The following is a 26,292-nucleotide window of genomic DNA, read 5'->3' as shown; positions in this document are numbered from 1 at the left end:
GCGACCCCTTCGGCCGGCTCTGTTGAGTCCCTCAGGACCGGACAGATGTCGTGTGCTGAATAGAGGGGATGGATTCAGCAAATCGGTCTCAACCGAATGGTCGATTTCGAGTGGGCAGAGGGATTATCACTGTCGGCCGCCAACCCCATTGTTACCATGTCACAGGCAGAGTGTTATCCGGACAAGGCCCCGACGATCAACAGATTGCTGGATACCCTTCGTCATCACCTCCGTCGGGAGGCCATCCACTATTTCGAGAACATCGAATCAACGGATACAGCCACGCTGGAGGAGGTGGCCGAGCACATTACCCGGCGCGTCCCTGAGATGGACCGAGAGCGAGTCGTTCTCGAACTGACGCACATCCACCTCCCGCAGCTCGAATCGAACGGGTGGGTTGAGTACGACACTCGCACTCACCAGATCCGATACCATGGTCATGATTCGGCAGAGTCACTACTGACCGAACTCGCCGAGATGTTCTCCAACCAACCGTATTCCGCTCACTCGGGCTGAGAAGAGTCGGGCCACCGGGACGACGCGCCGGAGAATTACCACCCGTAGGCATGCTGTAGATGCGCCCTGTATTCAGCACGGCCGCAACAACCGATCAGCGGTCGAGGCGGGCAACAGAGCCCTTCTGTCCGGATGTCACTACCACGAGTACGGAGCGCGCCGTCTCAGGGCGTTCGCTGCCGTGACGGATGGAGCCGGAGAGCGGAGTTTCGTATCGTCGTCTCCGGTTTATCCGCCGGAACCCCCGTCGGTGGGCGTCTCGATGCAGCCGGCGCAGTTCGGTGGTCCACACCCCACCGCCCCACCTTCAGGGCTGGGACAGGCATAACCGTCCTGCGCCCCTTACACTAGGAGTCATCATGGATATCTCCGAGATACTCTCTCCGAAGTTTACCGAGTTCGATATCGGAACCCCGCTCTCGAAAGTCGCCGGGGCGTTCGAGAATCAGGAACTCGATGCCGTCGTCGTAACCGACGGCGACGAGTACCGCGGCATCGTGAGTCGCCGGCAGCTGGCGTCCTCGTCCAACCAGCCGTCCGCGAAGGTCGGCTCACAGGTCCAGCACGTCCCGACGGTCGACCGCACCGAGGACGTCCGCGAGGTCGCGCGACTCATGATCGGGAGCGACGCCAGGACGCTCCCCGTACTCCGCGACGGCCAGGTCGTCGGTGTGGTGACCGGGGATGCCGTGCTCGAGGCCGTCCGTCCGTTCCTCGACGCGGCGACCGTCGACGACGCGTACAGTTCGGACCTGATCAGCGCGACCCCCGATACCACGATCGGGAAGGCGCTCAATCTCCTTCGGGAGGCCGGAATCGCCCATCTGCCGGTCGTCGACGGGGACGACCTCGTGGGCATGCTGAGCCTGTACGACGTCATCGAGTTCACGATGCGGGGCGGCAACAAGAGCCAGGGCGGCTCGGCGGGTGGCCGCGGTGGCCGCGGCGGTGGCGGGCGTCGTGGCGGTGGGGGCGCGCGAGAGGGCGATTCCGATCGACTGCTCGACCTGCCGGTACGGAACCTGATGTCCGACGCGGTCGTCACCGTCGCGCGGAACGCGCCGCTCGACGAGGTCGTCGAGACGATGTTCGAGCGGGAGATCTCCTCGCTCGTCGTCACGGCCGACGGGACCGGAGACCCGGTCGGTATCATCACGAAGACGGACGTCATCGAGGCGCTCACCTGGGAGCGCGACGACCGGAACGCCGTGCAGGTGTTCGGCCTCGAGTTGCTGGAGGGGATGGACTACGACGACGTCGCCGCGCTGATCGAGGACATGACCGCGAAGTACGGCGAGATGAGCGTCATCAAGGCCAGTATCGAACTGCAGGAGCACAAGGAGCAGACGCGTGGCGTGCCGCTGGTGCTGGCACGGATCCGGCTGGTCACCGACCGCGGGTACTTCACGGCCGACGGGGAGGGGTACGGGGCCTCCCACGCCCTCCGTCTGGCCGCGAACGCCGTCGAACGCCAGCTGCTCAAGGGGAAGACCTACGGCCAGTCGAAGAAGCGTCCCGACCCCGACGAGCAGGCACAGCTCTACGGCTGGTGGCTCGGCAGCTGAGCTGACCGAGCGCTACGACCGATCGAGAACCGATCCGGAGAACGCCACGACTGGTTTTTCGCATCCGCTCACCGCCGCCCGCGCCACCCCAGGAGCGCACCGAGTGCGAACGCCACGAGGAGTGGCCACCGGCGTCCATCGCCTGGAGCCGCCTCCGCATCGACGAACCGGGTCCCGTCGGGCGAGACCTCGAGTGCACCGGCCGGTTCGGCGGTGACGCCCCCGCCGCCACCGCCACCGTAGCCCCCGGGCTGGCCCTCGCCACTACCACCGAACCCGCCGCCGAACCGGTGGCTGATGCGCGCCGCCGGGACGACCGTCCGGTCGCCCTGTGTCACCGGGTCGCCGTACACCGTCCGGGCGTCGGCGTCGGGGAGCTGTCCTGCGAGGTCGCGCATCGCGTCGAAGCCGTCCGCCGGGGTGTCGGTGCGGTCGTCGCTCATACCGACTCTGGACCGGGTGTCCTAATCAAGGTGGGCGCCCGGTCAGGACCGCTCGTGTGGCGTCAGCGCCGGAAGCCAGCCCCGCAGCACCGGCCGGAGGACGACGACCGCGCTCGACAGCGCGAGCAGCGGGAACAGCACCCACGCGGCGAGCGTCGAGAGGCCCCGTAGCGTCGGGGCGGCCACGAGGCCGAACACCAGCACGAGGTGGACGGGTGCGTGGACCAGAGCCACGACGGCCAGCAGCGTCCCGGGGCCGGTCCGGTCGGGGCTCCCGAGGTGGTGGAGCGCGGCAGCTGCCATCGCCACCGCCAGCGCCGTCGTCGTCCAGGCGAGGAACTGGAGGCCGAAGAACAGCTCCGGGCGCCACGGCGAGCCGTCGAACAGCCCCCACGCGACCGCCATCAGCGACGCGAACGCCAGGGCCAGCCACGCGAGCACCTGGTCGGACGCGTCGACGAGCCGGACGATACCACTCATGGATGGTCGTTCGTCGCCGGCGGGGAAAACCCCGGTACGTTCCTCCCGCCCCCTGAGAACCAGGGCTACGTCGCGTCGTCGGGCGGCCACTCGGCCGCGAGGTCGAACCCGCCGGGAGTGTGACCACCCCGCTCCAGCGCCTGCTCGTGGTACTCGGTGAGTGCCTCGCGGAAGTCGGGATGGGCCACGTCCAGCATCGCACGCATCCGTTCGCGGGGCGACAGGCCGCGCAGGTCCGCGACGCCCTGGTCGGTGACGACGACGTCCACGTCGTGCTCGGTGTGGTCGACGTGTGCGACCCGGGGGACGACGCGAGAGATGTCGCCCCCGGCCGCCGTCGAGGGGAGCGCGACGACCGAGAGCAGCGCCGCCCGGAAGAAGTCACCCGAGCCGCCGACGCCGCCGACGACATCGGTGCCGATGTGGGTGGAGTTGACCTGGCCCGTCAGGTCGACCTCGACGGCGCCGTTGACCGCGATCACGCCGAACGAGTCGATGAGGCCGGCGTCGTTCGAGACGTCGACCGGCCGGAGTACCACCTGCTCGGCGTAGCGGTCCAGGTTCGCGAACAGGCGGTCCTGCCCCTCGTCCGAGAGTGCGAGCGAGGTGGCGCTCGCGGCCGCGAGCGTGCCGTCGTCGAGCGCGTCGAGGACGGCGTCCTGCACCACCTCGCCGAAGTAGGCCACGTCCCCCGCCCCGAGGTCGACGGCGTCGAGTGCCGAGACGACGGCGTTCCCGACGCTCCCGACCCCGAACTGGAGATTCAGGCTGTCGGCGAACGCGGGATTGCGGTCGAGTTCGGCGTCGAGGAAGCCAGCGAACTGGTCCGCGAGCGCCCGGTCCACGGCGGTCGGGTCGCGGAAGGTGTAGGTCGTGTCGGCGCGGTCCGTGTGGACGACGGCGGCGAGTTTCCCGGGGTCGAAATCGATGCGTGTCGAGCCGATGCGGTCGTCGACCGCGTCGAGCGCGAGCGGTTCGCGCCCGGGCGGCGCCGCCCGCACCAGCAGGTCGTGCAGGCCCTCCAGGTCGCGTGGCTGGGCCGCGTTCACCTCGACCACGAGCCGGTCGGCCGCGTCCACGAGCGTCGGCGTCGAACCGACCGACGGGGAGGGGACGAGCCAGTCCTCGCCGACGGCGACGGCCTCGACGATGGCCCAGTCGGGCGCGGGCAGGCCGCCGAACCGGACCTCGTCGGCCACCCCGGCGACGTGGCGGTCGTGGAACGCGATGACGCCGTCGTTGATGGCCTCGCGTAGTGCCTCGTGGCCGATGAACGGGTAGCGCCGCGCCATCGCGTCCGACTCGACGAGCGCCTCGTCCACTTCGGGGCCGACGCTCCCGCCGCTGATGACCGTCAGGTCGAGGGCGGCGGCGTCCCCGCGGGCGGCCAGTGCCTCCGGCACGAGCTTCGGGTAGCCGACGCTCCCGAACCCCGAGATGCCGAGCACGTCGCCGGCCTCGATGCGGGCGGCAGCGTCCGTCGCGGACTCGACCGGGAGGTCGCCCTCGATGCGCCCACCGGTCCCGTCGTCTGTCATGGCCCGACCGTCGGCGGGCGGGTAGTTAGCGTTGGGTGTCCGCCGGCGGGCAGCCGCACCGCGGTTGCGCACCGGCCCGGGACATCACGGCCCGTACTGCGCCCGGACGGCGTCCCACAGCGGGGTGAACCGGCCACAGGGTGCCGTCTCCCATCGGCCACCGTTCGCCAGGTCCAGCCGCTTGACGAGCCGGAACTGGTTCGCGCCCCCGAACGCGCGGCAGGTCGAGATGGACACCCGGTTCCAGTAGACGTACTGGTACTCGACACCGTCGAGGTCGTCGGGGGCCGACACGTTCGGCGAGTGGGTCCGGGTGGTGTCGTACGTCTTCGGGTCGGTCCGACCCGACCAGACACCGAAGCCGCCCATCGTCGCGACGGAGACGGTCGCCAGCACCAGCACGCCCGCCGCGAGGACCCGTGCGGCGGTTTCCCTCCCGACCGGCGCGTCGCGGTCGTGGAGACCCGCGGGCGCCCACCGCGTAGCAGCGGCGGGCATCCAGCCCCGCACGTCGGCGGCGGATGCCCAGTCCCGCAGGTCGGCGATGGTCAGCCCGACACCGACCGAGACGACCGCGACCCAGGGGAACAGGTCGGGCGGGTTGTCGTAGTCGAGCGCGAGGAGCTGGACGGTGAACCAGCCCGCGACGACGAGGAGTGGCCACGTGCGGGCCAGCCGACTCCACCCGTGCCGGACGAGGCCGACGAGCCCGAGGAGTGCGACCGGCAGCCAGACCCAGAGCGCGTCGGCGAGCGCCAGCACCCGCGCTGGCAGGGGCTGCTCGCCGACGAGCAACAGCGGCACCAGGAGCGTCTCGGCGGCCATCGCCGGCAGCGCGCCCCAGTAGACGACCGGCAGCAGGATGACAGCGGCCGTCGCGAGCCCGCCGAGCACGACCCGTCCGGCGCCACGTCGCCCGTCCCGCTGCCAGCACAGACCGAGCGCGCAGGCCGGAAACACCAGTGCGAACTGCCAGAGGCCGACGGCCGCCGCACCCGCGACGCCGGCGGCGAGTGGACGGTCGCGGTACGAGAGGTACAGGCAGCCCAGCCCCGCCGCGACGATGAGGTACTTCGGCTTGAATCCGACGAGCGCACGGTAGAAGTACATCGGTAGCACGAACGGGGCGACGCCCGCGACGACGGCGCCGAGCGCGTCGTCCGTCAGGTGGTCCACGATGCCGGCGGCGACCGCGGCCCCGACGGCGATGGCAGCGGCGTTGGCCGCGAGGTTGAGTAGGTGGTAGCGCACGACGTTCTCGCCCGCGAGCAGCGCCAGCGCGGCGGTCACCTCGAAGGCGAGCGGTGGCTTCACCTCCCAGACGTCGATGTAGAGGCGGTTCCCCTCGGTCAGGAACCAGCCGATGTACTCGAAGATGACCGAGTCACCCAGCCACGGCCACGTGCCCGCGGGGAGCGGGGCGAACAGGCGGGCGGCGGCGTATCCCAGCGCGAGCAGCGCCAGCGCGGCCGCGAGGACGGGCGGACGGGCCGCGAGCCACGCACCCGTCGCCGTCAGTGCGGCCCGCACCTCGCCGGCGTATCGGCCGACCCGGGAGGGGAGGGTCTCGTCGGGGACCATACCGGCAGCACCGGGAGCGGCGACAAAAAAGAGGGGGCGCTCCCCCCGACGAACCCTTATCCGTGAAGCCGACCAACGCCGACGCGAGATGGCACGTTCCGAACCGTCCGACGGCCGTCGGGAGGGCGTCGAGTTCGTCCACGAGGACGACGGCCGCATCACCGCCCGCGACATCGAGACGGGAGTCGCCTCCTACGGGGAGACGAAGGCCGAGGCCCTGGCGATGCTGGCGGAGGCGCTGGAACTGCACGCGGGCGGCAGTGAGCCTGTCGACGATGAGGACCTCCGGGAGTTCGGGCTGGACCCCGACGGGGACGGGGACGATGACCTCCCCGAGTTCATGCGGTAGCGTGGTCCGGGCATCGTTCTCCGGTCGCGAGATCGCGAGCGTCCTCCGGAGCCACGGGTTTCGCCCGGTCGGCCGGACAGGGAGCCACCTGAAACTGCGCTACGAGCATCTCGAAACAGACGAGGTACGGGTCGTCTCGGTGCCGATGGCCCCGGCCGACGATATCCCGACGGGAACACTCCAGTCCATCGCGGACCAGTGCGGTGCCGAGGACTTCCGCGCCTGGTGCGAGTGGATCGACGCGAATCGCTGACAGCCCCGACCGCGAGGTCCGAGGGGTGGGACCACTCTCTTCAAGAAGGCGGCCGCTCGCGACCGGTGAAAACAGCGAGAAGCGGAAGAACGGAAGCTAGAACGGCGCCTCGGGCCCCTCGTCCGAATCGGACGAGGAGGAGGACTCGCCGGGGAACGACGGGGACATGCTGCCGCCGCCGGCGCCGCCGGCCATGCCCTCCGAGCCGCCCATGCCGGTCTCGGCGTGGACGGTGTTGATCTCGGGGATCTCCTTGGTCATGCGGGACTTGATGGCCTGGATGGTCATCGGAGAGATACCACAGCCCGAGCAGGCGCCGCCGAGCATGATCGTCACCGACCCCTCCTCGCGGTCGAGGTTCTGGATGGCGGCGCTACCGCCGTGCATCTGGATCTGCGGGAAGTTCCGGCGGAGGAAGTTGCTGATGCGCTCGCGCAGCTCGTCCTCGCCGCCGTCCTCGCTCTGGGTGCTCATGGTCCGGGGTTGGCGGCGACGGCGCTTAGACCTTTGGTTGGGACGTGGGATGGAGTCGGGGACGTGTTCGCCTCGTGAGCGGTACAGGGAGGGGCTGGCTGTATCGATTGGTTCGAGGTCCTCTGTGACGGGAACGAACGGATTGGAAGCCCCTGGCCGCTCGACCATCCGGGGCTCGCTGCGCTCCTCGCCTCGCTCCCGTCGGTCGCTCGGCTGCGGTGCTTGCGTCGCCCGGGATGGGTCGACCGGTCAGCCCCTTCCATTCCCACCCGATGTTGTCAGGTCCACGGAGCGCACGCATCGAGCTAGAATGGTGTGGAGCGACCCTGGAATGTCGAATTGGGCGGGACTGAAAGGGGCCGCGGGCTCGACCCGTCCCCGGCGACGCTAGCACCACAACGCACGCCCGGAACGGCGGGTGAGCGCCAGCGAACCCGCCGCATGCCCGGACCGTGAGGAGCGCAGCGAGCCGCGGACGGTCGAGCACGCGGGGGCTTTCAACAGCCTGTCGCTGTTGTCTCCGTCCCCGACCAATTCGCTACAGACACGCGACACCGCTAACAGCACTCACTCCGCAGCGGTCGCCGACCCCTCGTCCGGGTCGAAGCCGAACTGGCGGGCGATCTCGCGCTCGACGGTCTCGCGGTACGCCGCCAGCACGCCCGCGAACTTCTCCTCGCCGACCACGACGCTCGTCACGCGCCCGTGCGGGTCCTCGGGCACCTCCAGCCGGAAGCGCCCGTCACCCTCGTAGAACGGTTCGGACTCGTTGAGCACCTCCTGGTCGATGGCGTGGACCAGTTTCGAGTCGTAGCGGTCGTTCATCCGGTCGAACGCGTTCTTGTAGGCCGTCTGCAGGTCGGTCAGGTAGTCGACGTACTTCGCCTCGGCGAAGCGGTCGGCGTCGAACTCGGGCATACACGTGGCTGGGGATGCGGGCAGGGAAAACTGGTCGGGTGTCGAACGGGCGGGTCAGTCCGACAGCGTCGGGTCACCACCGGGCCCCCCGGGCGTGGCGGGCTCCTCATACGGCAGTTCCAGGAGCCGCGACCCGCACTCCTGGCAGTTGGCCGCGACGACCTCGTGGGAGCGACAGCAGGACTCGACCGTCTCGCGGCCCGCCACCACGGGGCCGCTGCAGTCCGGGCACTCGTCGATGAAGATGCGGAGGCCGCCCAGCAGTTGCGAGCGGGCACCGATGGCGAGGTCGTCCCAGCCCCCGACCCACTCGGGGAGGACACGGGCGGCCGCGAGGTCGGCGATGAGCGCCGCGCGGGACTCCCACTGGCCGGCTCGGCGGCCATCGTAGAAGGCGACGAACGCGCCACCGTGCTCCTCGAACCGCACCTCCTCGGGGTCCAGGTCGAGCTGGTTCGCGAGCTCGGCGCGCTCGGCGCCCTCCTCGCGGATAGTGCCCATCCGGTCGCGCCACGACCCGCGGAACGCCGGCGACAGACAGAGGTCGTCCTCGTCGGCGCACGGCTCGACGACGCCCGCCTCCAGCAGGACGGCCTCCGAGTTCACCTGTCCCTGCAGTTCGCGCTCGTCGTCGGTCCCGTCGCCGGCGGCCCCACCGGCGCCCGCGGCCATCCCGCCAGCCGCGGCGGGCCCCTTGTCGAACTTCGCGAGGAGCCAGTCGGGGAAGTAGCGCTTCGTCAGCTCGGGCGTCCCGGGGACGAGATAACCACGGAGCCAGATGCTCAGCGCGCTCGCGACCAGGACGACGGCCGCGACGACCGCACCCCCGGTGACGGTCCCGACCAGCACCCACCACGCGGCCCCGACGACCGCCGCGAGGACGACCGCGATGACACTGTTGGCGAGCGTACAGGGGATACAGCGGTTCTCGCCGGTGTACTCCGGCTTGCGGACCCGCTCGACGATTGACATACCCATGGCTACGTCGCGGAGAGTATATCTCTGCTGCTCCCCCGGGGAAGAATCGGACCGGGCAGTGGTCACTCCTCAGTCGTCCGCGCTGGTCTCGTTCGCGGCCGGCCCCGGGGTAGGGGCCTCGAACGCGGGCAACGCGGCCTCGATCTCCTCGCGCTCGTCCTCCAGCCACTCCGGGAGCGCCAGGCGCTCGCCCAGCGACTCGACGGGCTCGTCGGCGTCGAACCCCGGCCCCATCGTGGCGAACTCGAACAGGACACCCCCCGGCTCCCGGGCGTAGATCGCCCTGAAGTACGTCCGGTCGATGATCTCGGTCGCGTCCATCCCGACCTCGTCGAGAGCGTCCTGCATCGCCCGCTGCTCGTCCTCGTCGGCGAGGCGGAAGGCGACGTGGTGGACCGTCCCGACGCCCATCCGGCCGCGCGGAGTGTCCGTCCCCACGAGGTCGACCCAGGTTCCCAGGCCGTCGGCGCCGGTGTCGTAGCGCGTGATGCCCGCGTCGGTATCACCCGAGACCCGCTCGTAGCCGATGGCTTCCAGCACCTCGCCCGTGACCGAGGGGTCCGCGAGCGCGAGCGTCACGCCCGCGAAGGCGAGTAGCTGGTGCTCCGCGGGGACCGGCGAGTCGGCCCACGGCTCGCCGGGCCGTTCGGCATCCGTCGCGACGAGTTCCAGGCCGATGCCGTCCGGGTCGGAGAAGCGCAGCCGCTCCTGGCCCAGCACCTCGACGCGCTCGGCGTCGACGCCGTGGGCCGCGAGCCGGTCGGCCCAGTATCCGAGCGAGCCCTCGGGGACCGCGTACGCCGTGTACTGCGTCTGCCCGGCGCCGAACTCGCCCTGTCGGCCGTCGTCGGTCCACGGGAAGAACGTGATGTTGGTACCGGGCGTCCCCTCGCCGTCACCGAAGTAGAGGTGGTAGGTGCCGGTGTCGTCGTGGTTGACCGTCCGCTTGACGAGGCGCAGTCCGAGCGTCTCGACGTAGAACCGCGCGTTCCGTGTCGGGTCCCCACCGATGGCTGTCACGTGGTGGATGCCCGTGGTTTCGGCCATACCAGACGTAGGAGTGCGAGCCGGAAATACTCGCGCGAACGCCCGTGTCGGCGGGTGACGCGGGTGTAACCGGCTCGGGCGGGGGGTCGGCGCCGGGAGGGCGAGTGGCTCACCACGCCCGCTCGGACACGGACCTCACCACGCCCGCTCCAGGACGGCCTCGATGGCGTCCGCGTCGGGGTCGTAGCCGCGCGGCCGGTTCGGCATGAAGCCGTCGTCGACGACGGCCTGGCCGATGTCGGGCAGGTCCTCGCGGGGGATGGCGGTGTCGCGCAGGCGTTCGGGCAGGCCGAGCGCTGCGCGGATGCCGTCGATGGCGTCGACCACGGCGTCGGCGGTGGCCTCGGGCCCGTCGGCCTCGTCGGCGACGCCGAGCGCCTCCGCGAGTTCGTCGCGCCGGCCGTCCACGGACGCGAAGATATCACGGACGGCGTGGGGGGCGATGACGCCATGGGCGGCGCCCTGCTGGATGTCGTACCCTCGCGCGAGGCCGTGGCCGAACGCGTGGATGACCGACAGCGTCGTCCCGTCGCCCCGGGAGGCGCCGTACTGGACGAGCACGGTCCCGACGATGGCGTCGTGCATGGTGTCGTCGTCGCGCTCGCCCGCGCCGAGCGCCGGGAGCCCCCGCGAGAGGAGCCGCAGGCCCCGCAGGGCGGTCCCGTCGGTGACGGGGGTCCCGTTCCGGGCGTAGACGGTCTCGAGCCCCTTGTCGAAGCCGTTCATCGCCGACGCGCACAGCACCCCGTCGGGCGTCGTGCGGAACAGGTCGGGGTCGTAGACGAGCGCCTCGGGCATCAGCCGGCCGTCGAAGACGCCGCCGCGAACGACCGGTTCCGTGTCGCGGCGGGCGGTGATACCCGCGACGACCGAGAGGTCCGCGCCCGCGAGCGTCGTCGGGACGGCGACGATGGGCGGCAACTCGTCGTCCGGCACCGGGACGGTCCCTGCCCGTTCGAGGTCCCGCAGTGCGCTCTCGTACGGTTGCCCGGAGGCGACGAGCGTGCTCGCGACCTTCACCACGTCGAGGCTGCTGCCGCCGCCCAGGGAGACGAACGCGTCGGCGTCGGCGTCCTCGAAGGCATCAGCGGCGGCCGCGGCCTGCGCCAGCCGCTTCTCGGGCGTCGTCCCGGCGAACACGTCGGCGAGCCGGTCGCCCAGACCCTCGCGGACGGGGCCGACGACGGCGTCGGTCGTGCCGACGGTCTCGCCCGCGACGACCAGGCCGCGCTCGGCCCCGATGGCGGCCAGCTCCCGTTCGAGGTCGGCCACCCGCCCCTCGCCGTAGACGACCGCCCCCGGCTCGTACGCGAACCGGAACCCCGCGTCGTCGTCACCGTCGGTCATGGCAGTCCCTCCGGCGACCGGCCCGTGGAACGAACGATGTGCACGGGCGGCGTTACTCGCGGCGAAGGCTTGAAACCCGCCGCCGGGGCGGCCGGGGACACGCTGCGCGGTCGGGGCCACCCACCGCTCGCCGGCGGCGCTTCTGTAAGGCCGGTAACCGACGGGCGCAACGTTATCCCTCCGGCGTCCGGCTCCCCGCTCGATGGCGACGGTCCACATCCTGCTGACGCTCGTCGGCGTGGGGGTGATGGGGGTCGGGTTCATGCTGGGCCGGGTCGGGGACCGCCGCCGCAAGCGCCACTCGCGGCTGGCCACGACCCTCCCGGCCGGGACCGGCCGGACGACCGAGCGCGGGCTCGTCGAGCTGACCGGGACCGTCGTCCCCGCGCCGGATGCGCCGGTCCGGACGGTCGAACCCGACCCGGACGGGACGTTCACGGCCCCCGTCTCCGGGACGGACGGCGCGGTCCTCACGGCGTGGCGGGCGACCCGCGGGCGTGGCGGGACGGGCATCGCCGGCACGCGACGGGTCGCGACGGGGTTCCGCTCCGTGCCGTTCTACGTCGACGACGGGACCAGCAAGGTGCTCGTGGACCCGGGCAACCTGGCGACCCGCGATCTCGAGTTCGACAGCGAACTCGGCGCACTCCCCTCGACCGTCCGGACCGGGCGCGCGACCATCGACCTGGGTGGGTTCGACGCCGAGGTGTTCGTCCCCTCGCAGGAGGCGGCCCCCCCGGAGCTGACCGAGTGGGTCCGGGACGCCCCGCATCTGAGTGCCGGCGACGGGCTGGCGGACCGGACCTACGAGGAGGCGACCCTGCGGGCCGGCGACGAGGTGTACGTCCTCGGCTACGCCCGGCGCGACACCGGCCGCGCGGGCGGCTCCTCGGAGCTGCTGGCCGGCGGCGACGACGACCGCTTCCCCACCGACGACGCCGTCGTCACGCATCCGGTCGACGGGTCGCGGATGCTGGTGTCGACGCGCGAGAAGCGGCTGCTGCTCGACGAGAGCGCCGACGGCCACCGCCTCTACCTGACCGGGAGCGCCGTCCTGCTGCTCGGCTTCGTGCTGGCGGTCGCGGCGACGATGCAGCTGGTGCCGTGAGACCCGGCAAACGGATCCGACCATTGCTCGAGAGGACCCACGAAAACATCAGAAAGTACACCACAGCCACGGTACGGGACACGTTACCCGATTATCCGGGTCGGCCTGTAACCCGGCTACTCCGTCGCCTTCAGATTGTGGACGGGGGCCAGCCGCTCGACCACCTCCGCGGTCGGTTCCAGCGCCCGCTCGATGGCGTCGGCGGGCTTGTACGCCGCGGGCGCCTCGTCGAGCACGTCCTCGACGACGGACTCGGAGTAGACACCCTCCATGGCGGCCTCGAAGTCGGCCATCGAGAGGCGGTCGTGCGCGTCGCGACGGCCCATCCGCCGGCCGGCGCCGTGCGGGGCCGTCGACAGCCACTCCTCGTTGCCCTTCCCGCGGGCGATGACGGCACCCTCCGCCATGTTGAAGGGGATCAGGAGGCGCTCGCCCTCGCGGGCCGGGGTGGCACCCTTCCGGATGGTCAGGTCGCGGAAGTCGATGTAGTTGTGCGTCGAGTGCCACTGCTCGTCCGGGTCGACGCCGAGCGCGTCGCAGATGGCGTCGGCCATCAGCTCACGGTTCCAGCGGGCGTACTGCTGGGCGAACAGCATGTCCACGTAGTAGCCGTGCGCCTCGCGGCCGACGAGCGGGTCGAGGTCGGTGTTGCGGCCCTCGTCGCCCGTCGCCGGGCGGAGGTCGCCCAGGCGGTCGAAGGTGTGTTCGATGGCCTTCCCGTCGAGTTCCTCGCGGACGCGCTCCTTGCGGATGTGGGACTCGCCCATCCCGCCGGTGACCCAGCGGAACAGGTCCGCGTCGCTCACCTCGTCGGGGTCGAACTTCAGGAAACGCGCGTCCTCGGGGTCGATGCGCTCGCGGACGCGGTCGGCGTTCCGGAGCTGGGTGGCCCGATTCTGCCAGAACTCCGCGACGGCCTTGCCGAGGTAGCGCGAGCCGCTGTGGATGACGAGGTAGTAGTCGCCAGAGTCGCGGGCACGGGCGAACTCGACGAAGTGATTGCCGCCGCCCAGGGTGCCGGCCGAGCGGATGACGTGGCCCATCCCCTGGCGCTGGTCCGCGAGGACGCGCTCGCAGAGCGTCTCGAAGTAGTCGCCGTCGTAGCCGTCGAACGCGAACGCGGGGTCGACCGGCTCGTCGAACCGATCGCGGAAGGCGCGGTCGAACTGCTCGAACCGTTCGTTCGCGCGGGCGAACGGGAACTCGTCGACGAGGTGGACCGCGTCGTCGTACTCGTGAACCGACCGCCCCATCGGGACGGCCTCGCGGACGCGGCGCTCGCGCTCGGCGTGCTCCAGGGGGAGCGCGTCGCCGAGGCGCGTGACCGTCATCCCGCAGCCGATGTCGACCCCGATGACGTTCGGGACGACCTGCTCGGCCAGCGGCATCGTGAACCCGACCGGCGCTCCAGCACCGATATGTCCGTCTGGTTGCACGACGACCGGCTCGGTGAACGCGGGGTGGTCGACGAACTCCTGCACCTGGTCGAGCAGGCCCTGCTCGACGAGGGACTCGTCCTCCACCATCACGCGTGCCGTCGTGTACTCGCCGGCCAGTTCGATGGGCATCGGCCGAGCGTAGCCGGGAGGGAGGGTTGAACCTGTCGTCACCCCGTGGCCGGATGACACGGCGTAGCGGGGGCCTAGGCACCCCCCTTATGTGGCGAGCAATCGGCCACGCGGTATGGCACTTCACGACACGACCGGGGACCCGGCGCTCGACCCGACCGCCGAGGGTGGCGCGACCGTCCACAACTGCGTGGCCGGCGAGTGGCGCGACCCGTCGGGCGAGCGACACCCCATCACGGACCCCGGCACCGGCGAACGGGTCGGCACGGTCGGCTACAGCACCGCCGCCGACGTGGACGACGCCGTCGCGGCCGCGAGCGAGGCGTTCGCGGACTGGTCACAGCGGCCCGTCGAGGAGCGCATCCAGCCCCTCTTCCGGTACAAGGCGCTGCTGGAGGAGCACCAGGAGGACCTCGCGCGGACGCTCGCGACCGAGCACGGCAAGACGCTCTCGGAGGCCCGCGGCGAGCTCCGGCGCGGCATCGAGAACGTCGAGGTGGCCTGCGGGATGCCCTCGCTGCTGAAGGAGGGCTCGGGCATCGTCGAGGGCGCCGCGCCCGACATCGACGAGGCCGGCGTCCGCCAGCCGCTCGGCGTCTTCGCCGCCATCACGCCGTTCAACTTCCCCGGGATGATCCCCCTCTGGTTCCTGCCCCACGCCGTCGCGACCGGGAACGCCTTCATCCTGAAGCCGAGCGAGCGCGACCCGATCACGCCCGCGCGGCTGGTGGCGCTGGCCCACGAGGCCGGCATCCCCGAGGGTGTCGTCAACCTCGTCAACGGCGGGCCCGAGTCGGTGAACGCCATCTGCGACCACGAGGCCATCGCCGGGGTGTCGTTCGTCGGGTCGACGGGCGTCGCCCGGCACGTCTACGAGCGCGCCGCGGCCGCGGGCAAGCGCGTCCAGGCCCAGGGCGGCGCGAAGAACCACGTCATCGTCAGCGACTCGGCCGCCCTCGACTTCGCCGCCGAGAAGACCGTCTCCTCGGCGTGTGCCTGTGCGGGCGAGCGCTGCCTCGCCAACGACGTGGTGCTGACGATGGACGCGGTGTACGACGAGTTCGCCGAGGCGGTCGTCGCCGAGGCCGAGGCCGCGGAGGTGGGCTACGGCCCGGACGACCCGGACGTGGGTGCGCTCATCACGTCCGAGCACCGCGACGAGGTGGCCGGCTACGTCGAGCGCGCCATCGAGGAGGGGGCCGAACTGCTCCGCGACGGCCGCGACGTGACCGTCCCGGGCCACGAGGACGGCATCTACATGGGCCCGACCGTGCTCGGGGGCGTGACTCCCGACATGGAGATCGCCCGCGAGGAGATCTTCGGCCCGGTCGTGGCGCTCTCCCGGGTCGAGTCGTTCGACGAGGCCATCGAGACGCTGAACGCCAGCGAGTACGGCAACGCCGCCAGCCTGTTCACCGAGCGCGGCCGCGAGGCCCAGCAGTTCCGCCGCGAGGCCGAGGCCGGCAACCTGGCCGTGAACGCCGGGACCGCGGCGCCGATGGCGTTCTACCACTTCGGCGGCCAGAAGGCCTCCTTCTTCGGCGACCTCCACGCGCAGGCCGACGACGCCGTGCGGTTCTACACCGACCAGACGGTCTACATCGAGCGCTGGCCGGGCGAATAATACTGATATATCCCATTTTCAGATTATATTTTCGGAATTGAGCGTGGGAGTTCTCCATTCGAATTTTATAACCAGTTCAACGCCAATCCGTCTGGCTGTGAGCCGCCCCGGGGCCTGTCGAAAGCCCCCGCCCGCTCTCCCTGCGACGACTCCGAACACACCGACGACAGCGACGATGAGACCCTGTTGAAAGCCCCCGCCCGCTCTCCCCGCGACGACTCCGAATACACCGACGACAGCGACGATGAGACCCTGTTGAAAGCCCCCGCCCGCTCGACCGGCCGGGAGTCGCTGCGCTCCTCGGCCTCACTTCGTTCGGCCTGCGGTGCTTGCTTCCTCCGGGCCGGGTCGAGCGGGCGGCCCCTTTCAGTCCCGCCCTGTGGCCCGTCACGCCGAGCGTTCGCGCGTGGTGGTTCCAGGCGAGCAGGGTGTCCCCACACCTCCCCGCGCGGGCGCCGCGGGTGTTCCGACCCCTCGCGGCGAGCGCTTCGGGGTCTCCGCGGAGCGGACGCCCGCGCGCTTCCTGGTCTCGGAACCGGTTACCGCGGGTGCTGGTCGTAGACCGCGTCCGCGAGTTTGTCCAGGTGCCCCTCGTTCGGCCCGCCGGCGATGGTCAGCAGCCGCGCATCCCGGAGGTGGCGCTCCACGTCGCGCTCGGTTGTGTAGCCGATGCCGCCGTGCAACTGGAGCGCGTCGTTGGCGTTCTCGACGGCGGCCTCCGTCGCGTACGTCTTCGCCATGGCGAACTCCCGGGCGGCGCCGGTCCCCGCGTCGAGACGGGCGGCCGCCCGGAGCACGAGCAGCCGCGCCACGTCGACCCGCTCGGCCATCTCCGCGACCCGCCAGCGGACGCCCTGGTGGTCGGCGATGCGCTGGCCGCCCTGCTCGCGGCCGCTCGTCTCCGCGACCGTGTCGTCCAGCGTGGCGCGGGCGATGCCGACGCCGCGGGCGGGGACGTTGATGCCGGTCCGGAGGCGGCCACGCTCGGTCAGGCCCTCCCCGACGGTCCCGACCTGCCGGTCGTCGTCCACGCGAACCCCCGAGAGCGTCGCCTTCGGCGATTTGACGGTGCGGGCACCGAGCGTATCCCAGACCGTCTCGACCTCGAACGCGTCGGCGGGCACGAGGAAGGCGGTGATGCCGTCGCCCTCACCTCCCTCACCGCGCTCGCCGGTGCGGGCGTAGGTGAGCACCTCGTCGGCGTGCTGGAGGTTGGTGACCCAGCGCTTGTGCCCGTCGAGGACCCACTCCTCGCCGTCGCGCTGAGCGGTCGTCTCGATGCCCGTCTTGTCGCTGCCGGCGTTGGTCTCGCTCAGGCCGAGCGCGCCGACGGTGTCGAACGCGGCCATCTCCGGGAGGAACCGCTCGCGCTGGGCGTCCGTGCCGAGGCGCTGGACGGCCTCGGCCACGCCGAGGTGGAGCGCGAGCGCGCTCGCGACCGGCATCAACTCGGCGGAGAGTTCCTCGGTCACGAGCGCCAGTTCGACCAGCCCCTCGCCCTGGCCGCCGTACCGCTCGGGGAGGGTGAGGCCGGCGTATCCGCGGTCCCCGGCCGCGTCGAGGACCTCGGTCGGGTGCTCGCCCGCCGCGTCGAGGGCGCGGGCGTGCGGTGCGATCCGCTCGCGGGCGAACTCGCGGGCGTCGGCCCGGACGGCCCGCTGGTGCTCGGTGAGTTCGAACTGCATGTGTCGGGCCCGCGGGCGGGGCGGTAATCAACGTTGGCGCGGGTGGCGTCGGTGGGAGCGCAACCGCCGCGTGCGCCGCCGGACCGAGGAGGAGGTCGCCACGCCGGCGCTCAGCTGTCTGCCCCGCCGCCGGCCAGCTCCCAGGCACCGCCCGTATCAGCGGACTCGGGCTCGGTCGTCGCCGCGTGCTCGACCGGCTCGACGCCGGTGAACTCGAACCGGGCGCCGCCGCCGGCGGCGTCGGTGATGGTGAGCGTCCAGCCGTGGGCCTCGGCGATGGTGTCGACGATGGCCAGTCCGAGGCCGCTGCCGTCGCCGCCGCTCTCGCCGAACTCCAGCAGGCGCTCGCGCTCGTCCGGCGGGATGCCGGGGCCGTCGTCGGCGACGAAGAAGCCCACATCGTCGCCGTCGGTGACATCGAGCGCGCCGACGGTGACCGTGACGGTGTCGGTGCCGTGCTCCGCGGCGTCGTCGGACGCCGTCCGACTGCCCGCCGAACCGTGTTCGACACTGTCGTCGGCCGGAGGCCGACTGCTCGTGGAGCCGTGCTCCACGCTGTTGCGGAACAGGTTCTCCAGAACCTGTCGGAGCCGGTCCGGGTCCGCCAGGAGGCGCACGTCGTCCTCGACGACGAGCTCGGCCCCGTCGGTATCGACCGTCGACCACGCGTCCTCGGCGAGCGTCGCCAGCGAGACGGGCGTCCGGTCGCCGACATCGAGCCCCTCCCGGGTCATCGTCAGCAGGTTCTCGATGAGGCGGCGCATCCGGTCGAGCGACATCGCGACGGCCTCGAGGTTCTCGTCGTCGCGCTGGTTGCGGACCATCTCCAGCCGCCCAGACGCCACGTTCAGCGGGTTCCGCAGGTCGTGCGAGATGACGCCGGCCAGCCGACCGAGTCGCTCGTTCTGATCCTCGATCTGGCGGCGGTAGCGCTCCTCGCGGGTGACATCGTTCACGAGGACCATCCGGCCGAGGCGCGTGTTCCCGACGGTGAATGGGTTCGTGGACACGTGGTAGTAGCGCGTCTCGCCGCCGCGCTCCAGTTGCATGATGTCGTCGGCCCCCTCCGTCAGTTCCCCGGCGAGTTCGGGGACCCGCTCGGTCAGCCGGTCGCCGACGGCGTCCTCCAGCGAGGGGAACAGGTCGACCGCGGCACCGTTCGTGTCGCGGATGACGCCGCCCTCGCCGAGGATGACCACGGGGTCCTCGATGTCGCCCGCCAGCCGGACGGCCTGGAAGCGTTCCGAGAAGACGAACAGGGTCCCGACCGCGAAGGCCGCGACCCCTAGCGGCTCGTAGGTCATATCGACCAGCAGGGGGCTCGAGCGGCCGAGGAGGTCGAAGCCGAGCGGGAGCCCCATCAGCCCGAGCAGCGCCACCAGCGACCGGGTGTCGTAGCCGGTCAGCGTGAACAGCTCGAGCAGCATGAACGCGCCGACGGCCGCGAGCGCGTACGAGAGACCCATCGCGAGCCAGTGGAGTAGCTGATGCTCGACCGCGAGGTGGGGGAACGGCGTCGTCGCGGTCGTCGTGGTGAAGTAGAGCCCGTGGACCGGGTTCGTCAGCTTCAGCGCGACGACGACGGCGAAGGCGGCGACTCCGATGCGCCGGTAGGTCGTGTTCCGGTGGAGGCCGCGGCCGGTGTAGGCCGAGCAGAAGTAGAGCCACGCGCCGACGGCCGCGAAGCCGGCGACGAGGCCGGCGTAGTAGGCCCCCAGCCGGACCGCCTCGACGGGAACGACGAGGAAGACGACGTGCGAGAGCGACCACAGGGCGCTCGTGACGAGGAGGCCGGCCATCCCTCGGCGGGTGTCGGCGTCCTCGATGACGGAGAGGCGGGCGAGCCCCGCCAGACAGGCCAGGGCCGCCGCCAGGAAGGCGCCGACGTAGGCCAGCAGCGGAACGGGGACCGAACCCGCGGCCTGCAGCGGCGCTGCTGGGACGGGGACCTGGATCATCCGTCAGGAATCAGGGGGCACCGGTATAAACGGATTCCGATTACTCGGGGCGGGAGAACGGAGAGTCGACGGCCGCTCAGAGGCCGTAGCGACCGGTCAGTCCGCATTCCTCGCAGGTGATCTCGACCGTGTCGTCGGCGTGGCGTGGGCCACGGACGACCTCACGGGAGCCACACGCCGGGCAGGCGAGCCAGGCGTAGATGGACTGCGGAGCGGGGGCCGAGTCCCGGGGCGGCGGAAGGGTGCTTTCGGACATGTTCGGTATTCACAGGTACGTGCTCGGCGCGTGAAGGCCTTCCGGCAGCAGTCGCCGGCGGACTTAAACGTGTCTTCCGTTTCCGACAGTGGATGCCGGTCGGCGGGTGGGGCCGTGTCGGGCGGCGAAGGCCCGTCAGTCGTCGGCCAGCACCCCTTCGTCGGCGGGCGTGCGCTCGTCCTCCGGCGTCACGGCGCGCAACCGGAACCGCTTGCGGACCACGTCGTAGCCGAACAGCAGCGTCCCGACGATGATGAGCGTGTCACCCGGTAGGCGCGCCCAGAACAGCGCCTGCACCAGCCCGCCCTCGTAGAACGCCAGCGACCGGGCGGCGTCGTACCCCTGCGTGAAGGCCGCCTCCAGCTGCAGGATGCCGACCGGCAGGACCGAGCCGAACACCATCACGGCGAGCCCGAGGTTCCAGCACCAGAACGCCCACCGGAGCCGGTGTTCGGTCCACCGCCCGGGGTCGACCGTGAGCCGAAGCATGTAGGTCGCGAGGCCGATGGCGAGGAAGCCGAACGCGCCGAACATCGCGGCGTGGGCGTGCGCGACGGTGAGGTAGGTGCCGTGCTCGTAGTAGTTGACGAGCGGGAGGTTGATGAAGAAGCCCAGCACGCCCGCGCCGACGAAGTTCCACACGCCGCTCGCGACGATGAACATGAACGGCAGGCGGTACGGGAACGACTCGCCCGCGTTCCCGAGGGTGCGGTACTCCGCGATGGCCTCGAACAGGATGAACACGAGCGGGATGAGTTCGAGCGTCGAGAAGACGCTCCCCAGCGGGACCCAGATGTCGGGCTGGCCGATCCACCAGTAGTGGTGCGAGACGCCGATGACGCCGGTCCCCATCACGAGCAGGGCCTCGACCATCACCGCCTTCTCGGCCGATTCGCGCCGCAGGAGGTTCATCGAGACCAGCGTCAGGCCGACGACGGCGACGATGAAGAACTCGAAGGCGCCCTCGACCCACATGTGGACGACCCACCACCGCCAGAACTCCGTCATCACGATGTTCGTCCCCGGCGTGTACAGCATCCCCGCGACGAACAGCAGGCCGATGGAGCCGCCGGCGTACAGGATCATGTGCGCCAGCCCGTACCGCGGCTCGTTGTCCAGCAGCGGCTTGAACCCGCGCGCGACCAGCAGGGTCCACAGGCCGAAGCCGACCAGCAGGCCGAACTGCCACACCTTCCCCACCTCCAGATACTCGAGCCCCTCGTTGCCGAGTAGCCACCACCAGTCCCCGAGGTAGCCGTTCGACCCGAGGTAGATGCCCGCGAACCCGCCGACCACGACGACGACGAGCGCGCCCAGCAGGACGTTCACGTAGCGCGCCTGGTTCGAGGGCTCGAACCGGGTGAACAGCGCCGGGAGGAACAGGCCGGCGCCCAGCCACAGGGTGGCGATCCACAGCACCGCGAGGTCGATGTGGTACGTCTTCGCCAGCGCGAACGGCAGGACCTGCAACACGTCGACGCCGACGAGCGCGCCCAGGCCGAAGAAGCCGTCGCGCTCGATGTAGAAGTGCGCCAGCAACCCGCCGAGCAACGTCTGCGCGGCGAACAGCCCCGCCGCGACGGGGATGAACCGCGTCGCCGCGCGCTGGCTCGGGAGCAGGTCCACCGCGTCAGGTTCCGGGACCGAGATGCCCGCGACCTCCGGGTCGGGGAGGTCCAGCGAGCGGTAGAGCCAGATGCCACCGCCGGCCGCCGCGACGAGCAGGACCATCGCGAGCACGCTCCACGTCATCGCCGCCGCCGTCGGCGCGTTGCCCGCGACGGGGTTGTACGGCCAGTCGTTGGTGTAGGTGTGCTCGCTCCCCGGGCGCTCGGTGTGGGCGATCCAGGCGGTCCAGAGCGCGAAGTCCGCGAACCGACGCGCGTCGTCGGCCGTCTCGATCATCCCGGCCGGAACACCGCGCTCCCGGTCGCCCTCGTAGTACCGCTCGACGTACGTCTCGCGCACCTGCTCGTGGGCGTACGCCTCCGCGGCCGACAGCTGGACGGGCGAGGTCGTGTCCGTGCTCGCGAGGTCCGCCTCGACGCGGTCGTCGACGGCGGCCTGCTCGGGCCCCGGGAGCGCCGCGTACTCGTCGCCGTAGCGCTCACGGGCGTAGTAGTCCCGCATCGCATCGACCTTCAGGTCGAGCGCGTCGGCGGTGTAGTCGACGCCGTAGTACGCGCCGTTGCCGAGGATCGACCCGTGGTTCATCAGCCCGTTGCGCTGGAACTGGACCTTCCCCGCCCGCACCTGCTCGGCGGTCGCGACCGTCTCCCCGTCGGGCCCCTCGAACTCGCGGGGGATGGGCGGCGCGTGCTCGTAGGAGTACCACGCCCCGGCACCCATCACGACGAGGTTCGCGACGAACGCGAACGCGAGCAGCTTCGCGATCGTTCGACGGGAGACCTGCATATGACCGGCTGCCACGGGATGGGTGAAGTATCTCGGGCCGGCTCCCCGACACACGGGAACGCCACCCGAAGGTGTTCGGGCGGTCGCGTATCGGGAGTGGCGCCGAGCCGCTCACCCCCGTCGGAGAGCAGCCGCCTCCGGCACGTTCAAGACGGTCGGTCCGTCAGATTGCGGTAGGGCCCTTAGCTTAGTCTGGTTCAAAGCCCCCGGCTCATACTTGACGCCCATCCGACAAGATGGGCTCAATGGGAGACCGGGTGAGCGCTGGTTCAAATCCGGCAGGGCCCATCAGAAATTTTATGTGTTCCGGGCCAACCCGGAACCGCGGAATAAACCCACAAGAGAGTCTGACGGGCGAGTTCTCGAATCTGAGAACCCCTCTCTGAGAGGAGAGCCCAACCAGACTCTGGTCGCGGGGCGCCGCCGTCCGGCGATTTCACAAATCGAGATTCGGGGCCCAGACCGGACAGCACTGGACGGGGGTGAGCGCTGATGGCGACCGGTAGTCACGAGGCCACCGACCAGGCCGTCCTCGCCACGTTCTTCCCCAACGACTCGGCGTTCCGCGCACTTACCGAGCCCCGCACGCTTCCCGAGTCGTGGCGCGCAGCCCGCTTCGACCAGGCCGACCGCCGGGCGACCGAACACGTCGGCTACGCCGTGCTGATGGTTCGGGGGCGCCTGAACGGCGAGCTGGGGAACCGCCACGTCATCCGCGTGCTGTACGTCACCGGCGACCGCTCGGCCACCACCTATCGCGACTACGAGTGCCAGGAGGACAGTGGCTACCGGCCCCGCGCCGACCGCTGGCGGTGTACGCTCGCCCTCTCGATGGGGTTCGACGCGGATCCCATCGCCGGCGTCGAGCGTGAGGTGCTCGACCGGCTGCTCGACACGCAGTACCCTGACCGAGGTGGTGCCTGATGGCGCTGAGTGCGTTCCCGTACGTCGGCGGGAAGACGCGGCTCGTCGACTGGGTGACCGACCACCTGCCCAACCACACCACGTACGTGGAGCCCTTCGGCGGCAGCGCGGCGGTCCTGCTGAACAAGCCCCGGAGCGCCATCGAGGTCTACAACGATTTAGACCGCGATATCGTCCAGTTCTTCGAGATCGCCCGGGACCGGCCCGACGACCTTCTCGCGTGGGTGCGGCGGACCCCCTTCAGCGAGGAGTTGCACGCCGAGTACGTCGAGGCGTTCTACAACGGGGAGCGACCCGAGGACCCCGTCGCGCGGGCCGGCCGCTTCCTCTTCTTGCGGTACAGCCAGTTCGGCGGCAAGTACGACACCCCGAGCGGGTTCAAGCGAGATACCATCGCGACCCTCTCGAGCGAGGCCTCGGCGTGGGCGAACGTCCCCGAGCACATCGAGGCGACCTGCGAGCGGCTGCAGGGCGTCTCGATTCAACACAACTCGTTCGAGGCGCTCATCGAGCGGTACGATTCGCCGAGTACCGTCTTCTACTGTGACCCGCCGTATCTCGACAAGGAGAGTACGTACCGCGTCGATGGCTTCGAACACGCTGACCTCGCCGCGGCGCTGACCGATATCGAGGGGTACGCGCTGGTCTCGTACACCGACCGGCCTCAGGACCTGTACACGGACTGGGACGAGGTCACCCGCGAGTACAACCACGACAGCGGGAAAGACGACGGCCGCACGAAGGAAGTCACCGAGCGGCTGCTGTGTAACTTCGACCCCGAGTACGCGCCCACGTTCGTCGATGCCAGCCAGCAGACCCTGACGGAGGTGTCGCCCGATGCCTGACTGGCGCGAAGCCCGATTCACAACCGACCGCGATGGCGATGCCGACGCGCCCTGTCCCGTGTGCGGTGCCCGCTCGGAGTTCGTGTATCGGTGTTCCGAGTGTGGCGCCGACCTCTGTGCGGGCCACGGCGACGACGACAAATCCCTCGCACCGGCTCGTGACAAGCCCGAGCGCTTCCTGGACGTCTCGCTCGAGCGCGGGGCCTACGTCGACGAGCCCGAGGCCATGCCGCCAAAGCAGAAGCTCCAGCAACGCATCCGGGGGCTCCGGACCGTCGCAGCCGTGCAGCGGTACCAGCGCGCCGAGGCCCAGCTCGACCGCCCCGAGTGTCCACGCGAGGAGGTCATGGCGGCGCTCAATCGCCGCCGGGCCGAGTTAGAGGGCGGTCATGTCGACGTCCGTGAGAACGGTGCGAGCGGCACGCAGGGCAATCGCTCTGATGCGACCGACCAGGCAGCGGCCCGCACTGATGGCGGCGTACAGGGCCGCAGCGACGCCGACGGAGGTGGCGACTGATGGCGTTGGTCGAGACCGCGCCCCACGAGGTGAAAGGCCACCTCGTCTACACCGAGCACGGCGCCAGCCCCTACTGGTTGCTCGGGAAACTCCTCATCGAGGGCCACGGCGGGTACGTCGGCAACCTCGAGGTGCCCGTCGACGGGGAGACCTGGGAGGTCATGCTGACCGACACCGACGGCGGGCTCGCACCCCGCGAGGAGGATCCCGTCGACGAGCCGCTCAACGAGTGGCAGCTCAAAGCCCGCGGCGCCGGCGAGCACAACCGCCGCAAGGTCACGTTCGAGGTGAAACCACGGTGGTCGGACATGGAGTCGTGGGAGGGCCAGGACGTGAACACGCCGTTCGACCACGACGACGGCCCGGACGAGGGCGTCGCGGTCCACTTCCAGGGGTCGAACATCGAGCCCGACGCGTATCCTGGGCTGCTGTGGGAGTTCGTCCAGGGCCTCGCCGAGGCGGCCGGCATGCAGGTCAGTCCCCACTACTTCGCGGCGCTGCACGACTGGTCGAGCATCTACGAGTACGAGCGCTACGTCCGGGTGCGCCGCGGGATGGCCAAGAAGTACATCTCGAACGACGGCATCATGCGCCGCTTGCTGATGCTCTGTGCCGACGAGCGCGGCTCGAAGGCCGAACTGAAGCTCGATAACGAGGACGTCGTCGGGTACAACCACCGGCTCATCCTCCCGCGAGCCGATGCCCAGCGGCTGATCGATGGGCACACGGCCGGGAAGCAGCTCAAGCACTACCATCCGAAGCACGTCCGGGACTCCGAGGACGACGGTGCCGACGAGGACCCACTCTACCATCCGAAGGTGGGTGCGCTCGCCCGGAAGTCGCTCGACGGGTCGGCGTGGTCGTGGTCGGACCGCCACGACCTCGGCGCCGAACTCGAGGAGTCGATCCTCAACACGCTGCGCTGGTCCGGCATCCCGGTGCGGCCCGACGCGACCACGTTCATCGCCGACGACCACTTCGAGCCGGCGGCGACGGACCGCAACGTCCGGCTGTACGACGACCCGACGCCCGAGGTCGAGGCCCAGCAGGAGGCGCTGGTCGTCACGGCGCTGCGGCAGATGACCGATGCCGATGTCGACCTCGTCGAGCGGCTCGTCGAGGATGGCGAGGGCCAGGACTACCGCGAGCTAGCCGATGGGGCCGGGCACTCGGTCTCGACGCTGTATCGCGCGCTCGAACGGATGGGTGATATCCTCCGGAGCGACGACGGCGAGATCCGGTTCGGGAGTCGGAAGATCGCCCAGGAGATCCGGGGCATCGTCGAGTCCACCGAGCACCACATCCGGAACGCCGCCGACCGGGCAAGCCAGCTGGTGACGATGAACCAGCAGCGGGCCGAGTCTTCGGCGTTCCAGCAGTGGCTCAACGAGTACGCCGTCGAGGTGCTCCAGCGCAAGGACGACGGCCGGGTCCGGGTGCGAATCGACACGGTTCTCTCGGACCTGAAGGCCGACCACTACCCGACGATCCGGGAGGCGCTGCTCGAGGGCTACTCGGCCTGGGTCCAGGACGGCCACGACGCGGCGGCGTTTCGGGAGATGCTCGTCCAGTGGTCGAATCGCGGCGATGCGACGACCTCGAAGCCCGGCGTCATCCTCGACTCGGCGTAGCGACTCGGTAGTGGCAACACTCGGCAGCAGTAGAATCGTTTAAATACGATAATCCTTCTTACCGCCTGTAGACGCTGGTCCAGTTCTCCCGCCATATTGCACGAGGCCCGTGGACGGCTGGATCGGCGTCTGCTGTTCCCAGGGAGCGGGAAAACCCCCTTAGGGAGTGCGCCTAAGGGCGCGAGCGAAAAACCATACCCCACACCGCTCAGCGCCCTCAAGAATACGGGCAGTTCCGCGTCGCGGCCAGGATTGTGTCCGTCGGCGAGGCC

At 70.4% G+C, this 26,292-nt stretch carries 24 protein-coding genes and 1 tRNA gene; 11 read left to right on the top strand and 14 right to left on the bottom strand.

Annotated features, from left to right (window positions below):
- Positions 1 to 96 precede the first annotated feature (96 nt).
- Together P2T62_RS02635 and P2T62_RS02630 are read left to right on the top strand one after the other, a co-directional pair.
- Positions 97 to 516, top strand: a complete 420-nt coding sequence (locus P2T62_RS02635) for a DUF7344 domain-containing protein (RefSeq protein ID WP_276259939.1) — start codon at positions 97 to 99, stop codon at positions 514 to 516.
- Positions 517 to 875: 359 nt separating this feature from the next.
- Positions 876 to 2,081: a CBS domain-containing protein gene (locus P2T62_RS02630; RefSeq protein ID WP_276259938.1), complete on the top strand. Its 1,206-nt coding sequence runs from the start codon at positions 876 to 878 to the stop codon at positions 2,079 to 2,081.
- A 68-nt stretch (positions 2,082 to 2,149) separates the two neighbouring features.
- Here P2T62_RS02630 and P2T62_RS02625 read toward each other — a convergent pair whose 3' ends face one another.
- From P2T62_RS02625 to P2T62_RS02610, 4 genes are all read right to left on the bottom strand, one after another.
- Positions 2,150 to 2,524 (bottom strand): spore germination protein GerW family protein, encoded by a 375-nt coding sequence (locus P2T62_RS02625; protein WP_276259937.1) that lies wholly within the window; start codon positions 2,522 to 2,524, stop codon positions 2,150 to 2,152.
- Between the two features lie 42 nt (positions 2,525 to 2,566).
- Entirely contained in the window at positions 2,567 to 3,004 is a 438-nt protein-coding gene (locus P2T62_RS02620; protein WP_276259936.1) for a hypothetical protein, read from the bottom strand.
- A 65-nt stretch (positions 3,005 to 3,069) separates the two neighbouring features.
- Entirely contained in the window at positions 3,070 to 4,542 is a 1,473-nt protein-coding gene (locus P2T62_RS02615; RefSeq protein WP_276259935.1) for an acetyl-CoA hydrolase/transferase C-terminal domain-containing protein, read from the bottom strand.
- Between the two features lie 84 nt (positions 4,543 to 4,626).
- Positions 4,627 to 6,123 (bottom strand): DolP-mannose mannosyltransferase, encoded by a 1,497-nt coding sequence (locus P2T62_RS02610; RefSeq protein ID WP_276259934.1) that lies wholly within the window; start codon positions 6,121 to 6,123, stop codon positions 4,627 to 4,629.
- Between the two features lie 88 nt (positions 6,124 to 6,211).
- On the opposite strand from P2T62_RS02610, the gene P2T62_RS02605 reads away from it, so the two are divergent.
- Entirely contained in the window at positions 6,212 to 6,472 is a 261-nt protein-coding gene (locus P2T62_RS02605; protein WP_276259933.1) for a type II toxin-antitoxin system HicB family antitoxin, read from the top strand.
- 1 nt (position 6,473) lies between these two features.
- The gene (locus P2T62_RS02600) at positions 6,474 to 6,725 is read left to right on the top strand and encodes a type II toxin-antitoxin system HicA family toxin (RefSeq protein WP_276261669.1); all 252 of its coding nucleotides are present in this window, start codon (positions 6,474 to 6,476) and stop codon (positions 6,723 to 6,725) included.
- Positions 6,726 to 6,821: 96 nt separating this feature from the next.
- Here P2T62_RS02600 and P2T62_RS02595 read toward each other — a convergent pair whose 3' ends face one another.
- The 5 genes from P2T62_RS02595 to P2T62_RS02575 form a co-directional block, all read right to left on the bottom strand.
- A complete protein-coding gene (locus tag P2T62_RS02595) occupies positions 6,822 to 7,199 on the bottom strand; it encodes a NifU family protein (protein ID WP_276259932.1) in 378 nt (125 codons plus the stop codon).
- A gap of 567 nt (positions 7,200 to 7,766) precedes the next feature.
- Positions 7,767 to 8,117 (bottom strand): DUF5783 family protein, encoded by a 351-nt coding sequence (locus P2T62_RS02590; protein WP_276259931.1) that lies wholly within the window; start codon positions 8,115 to 8,117, stop codon positions 7,767 to 7,769.
- Positions 8,118 to 8,171: 54 nt separating this feature from the next.
- The gene (locus P2T62_RS02585) at positions 8,172 to 9,089 is read right to left on the bottom strand and encodes a DUF8054 domain-containing protein (RefSeq protein ID WP_276259930.1); all 918 of its coding nucleotides are present in this window, start codon (positions 9,087 to 9,089) and stop codon (positions 8,172 to 8,174) included.
- A 75-nt stretch (positions 9,090 to 9,164) separates the two neighbouring features.
- Positions 9,165 to 10,142 (bottom strand): VOC family protein, encoded by a 978-nt coding sequence (locus tag P2T62_RS02580; RefSeq protein ID WP_276259929.1) that lies wholly within the window; start codon positions 10,140 to 10,142, stop codon positions 9,165 to 9,167.
- Between the two features lie 135 nt (positions 10,143 to 10,277).
- A complete protein-coding gene (locus tag P2T62_RS02575) occupies positions 10,278 to 11,489 on the bottom strand; it encodes an iron-containing alcohol dehydrogenase family protein (RefSeq protein ID WP_276259928.1) in 1,212 nt (403 codons plus the stop codon).
- 202 nt (positions 11,490 to 11,691) lie between these two features.
- Here P2T62_RS02575 and P2T62_RS02570 point away from each other — a divergent pair, with 202 nt between their 5' ends.
- A complete protein-coding gene (locus P2T62_RS02570) occupies positions 11,692 to 12,597 on the top strand; it encodes a hypothetical protein (protein WP_276259927.1) in 906 nt (301 codons plus the stop codon).
- A gap of 116 nt (positions 12,598 to 12,713) precedes the next feature.
- Here P2T62_RS02570 and P2T62_RS02565 read toward each other — a convergent pair whose 3' ends face one another.
- Positions 12,714 to 14,165, bottom strand: coding sequence for an RtcB family protein (locus P2T62_RS02565; RefSeq protein ID WP_276259926.1), 1,452 nt, complete (start codon positions 14,163 to 14,165; stop codon positions 12,714 to 12,716).
- A gap of 115 nt (positions 14,166 to 14,280) precedes the next feature.
- On the opposite strand from P2T62_RS02565, the gene mmsA reads away from it, so the two are divergent.
- Entirely contained in the window at positions 14,281 to 15,789 is a 1,509-nt protein-coding gene (mmsA, locus tag P2T62_RS02560; RefSeq protein ID WP_276259925.1) for a CoA-acylating methylmalonate-semialdehyde dehydrogenase, read from the top strand.
- A gap of 539 nt (positions 15,790 to 16,328) precedes the next feature.
- Here the strand turns inward: mmsA and P2T62_RS02555 are convergent.
- From P2T62_RS02555 to P2T62_RS02540, 4 genes are all read right to left on the bottom strand, one after another.
- Positions 16,329 to 17,474: an acyl-CoA dehydrogenase family protein gene (locus tag P2T62_RS02555; protein ID WP_276259924.1), complete on the bottom strand. Its 1,146-nt coding sequence runs from the start codon at positions 17,472 to 17,474 to the stop codon at positions 16,329 to 16,331.
- 110 nt (positions 17,475 to 17,584) lie between these two features.
- A complete protein-coding gene (locus tag P2T62_RS02550) occupies positions 17,585 to 19,432 on the bottom strand; it encodes a sensor histidine kinase (RefSeq protein ID WP_276259923.1) in 1,848 nt (615 codons plus the stop codon).
- 76 nt (positions 19,433 to 19,508) lie between these two features.
- On the bottom strand, positions 19,509 to 19,688 hold the full coding sequence (locus P2T62_RS02545; RefSeq protein ID WP_276259922.1) for a hypothetical protein: 180 nt from the start codon (positions 19,686 to 19,688) through the stop codon (positions 19,509 to 19,511).
- A 135-nt stretch (positions 19,689 to 19,823) separates the two neighbouring features.
- Complete coding sequence (locus P2T62_RS02540; RefSeq protein WP_276259921.1) at positions 19,824 to 22,103, bottom strand: nitric-oxide reductase large subunit; 2,280 nt, start codon at positions 22,101 to 22,103, stop codon at positions 19,824 to 19,826.
- Positions 22,104 to 22,279: 176 nt separating this feature from the next.
- Here P2T62_RS02540 and P2T62_RS02535 point away from each other — a divergent pair.
- The 5 genes from P2T62_RS02535 (at position 22,280) to P2T62_RS02515 (ending at position 26,020) form a co-directional block, all read left to right on the top strand.
- Positions 22,280 to 22,391: transfer RNA gene (locus tag P2T62_RS02535), tRNA-Ile, on the top strand.
- Between the two features lie 204 nt (positions 22,392 to 22,595).
- Positions 22,596 to 23,027, top strand: coding sequence for a hypothetical protein (locus P2T62_RS02530; protein ID WP_276259920.1), 432 nt, complete (start codon positions 22,596 to 22,598; stop codon positions 23,025 to 23,027).
- A complete protein-coding gene (locus P2T62_RS02525) occupies positions 23,027 to 23,872 on the top strand; it encodes a DNA adenine methylase (protein ID WP_276259919.1) in 846 nt (281 codons plus the stop codon). Before P2T62_RS02530 ends, P2T62_RS02525 begins: the two co-directional genes overlap by 1 nt.
- Positions 23,865 to 24,389, top strand: a complete 525-nt coding sequence (locus P2T62_RS02520) for a hypothetical protein (protein ID WP_276259918.1) — start codon at positions 23,865 to 23,867, stop codon at positions 24,387 to 24,389. The genes P2T62_RS02525 and P2T62_RS02520 overlap by 8 nt, the downstream gene beginning before the upstream one ends.
- Positions 24,389 to 26,020 carry a DUF7845 domain-containing protein gene (locus P2T62_RS02515; protein WP_276259917.1) on the top strand — a complete coding sequence of 544 codons (1,632 nt, stop codon included), beginning with the start codon at positions 24,389 to 24,391 and terminating at the stop codon, positions 26,018 to 26,020. The genes P2T62_RS02520 and P2T62_RS02515 overlap by 1 nt, the downstream gene beginning before the upstream one ends.
- The last annotated feature ends 272 nt before the right edge of the window (positions 26,021 to 26,292 follow it).

Origin of the sequence: Haloglomus litoreum, assembly GCF_029338515.1 — an archaeon.
Classification (GTDB): domain Archaea; phylum Halobacteriota; class Halobacteria; order Halobacteriales; family Haloarculaceae; genus Haloglomus; species Haloglomus litoreum.
This window is presented reverse-complemented; position numbering and strand designations above follow the sequence as displayed.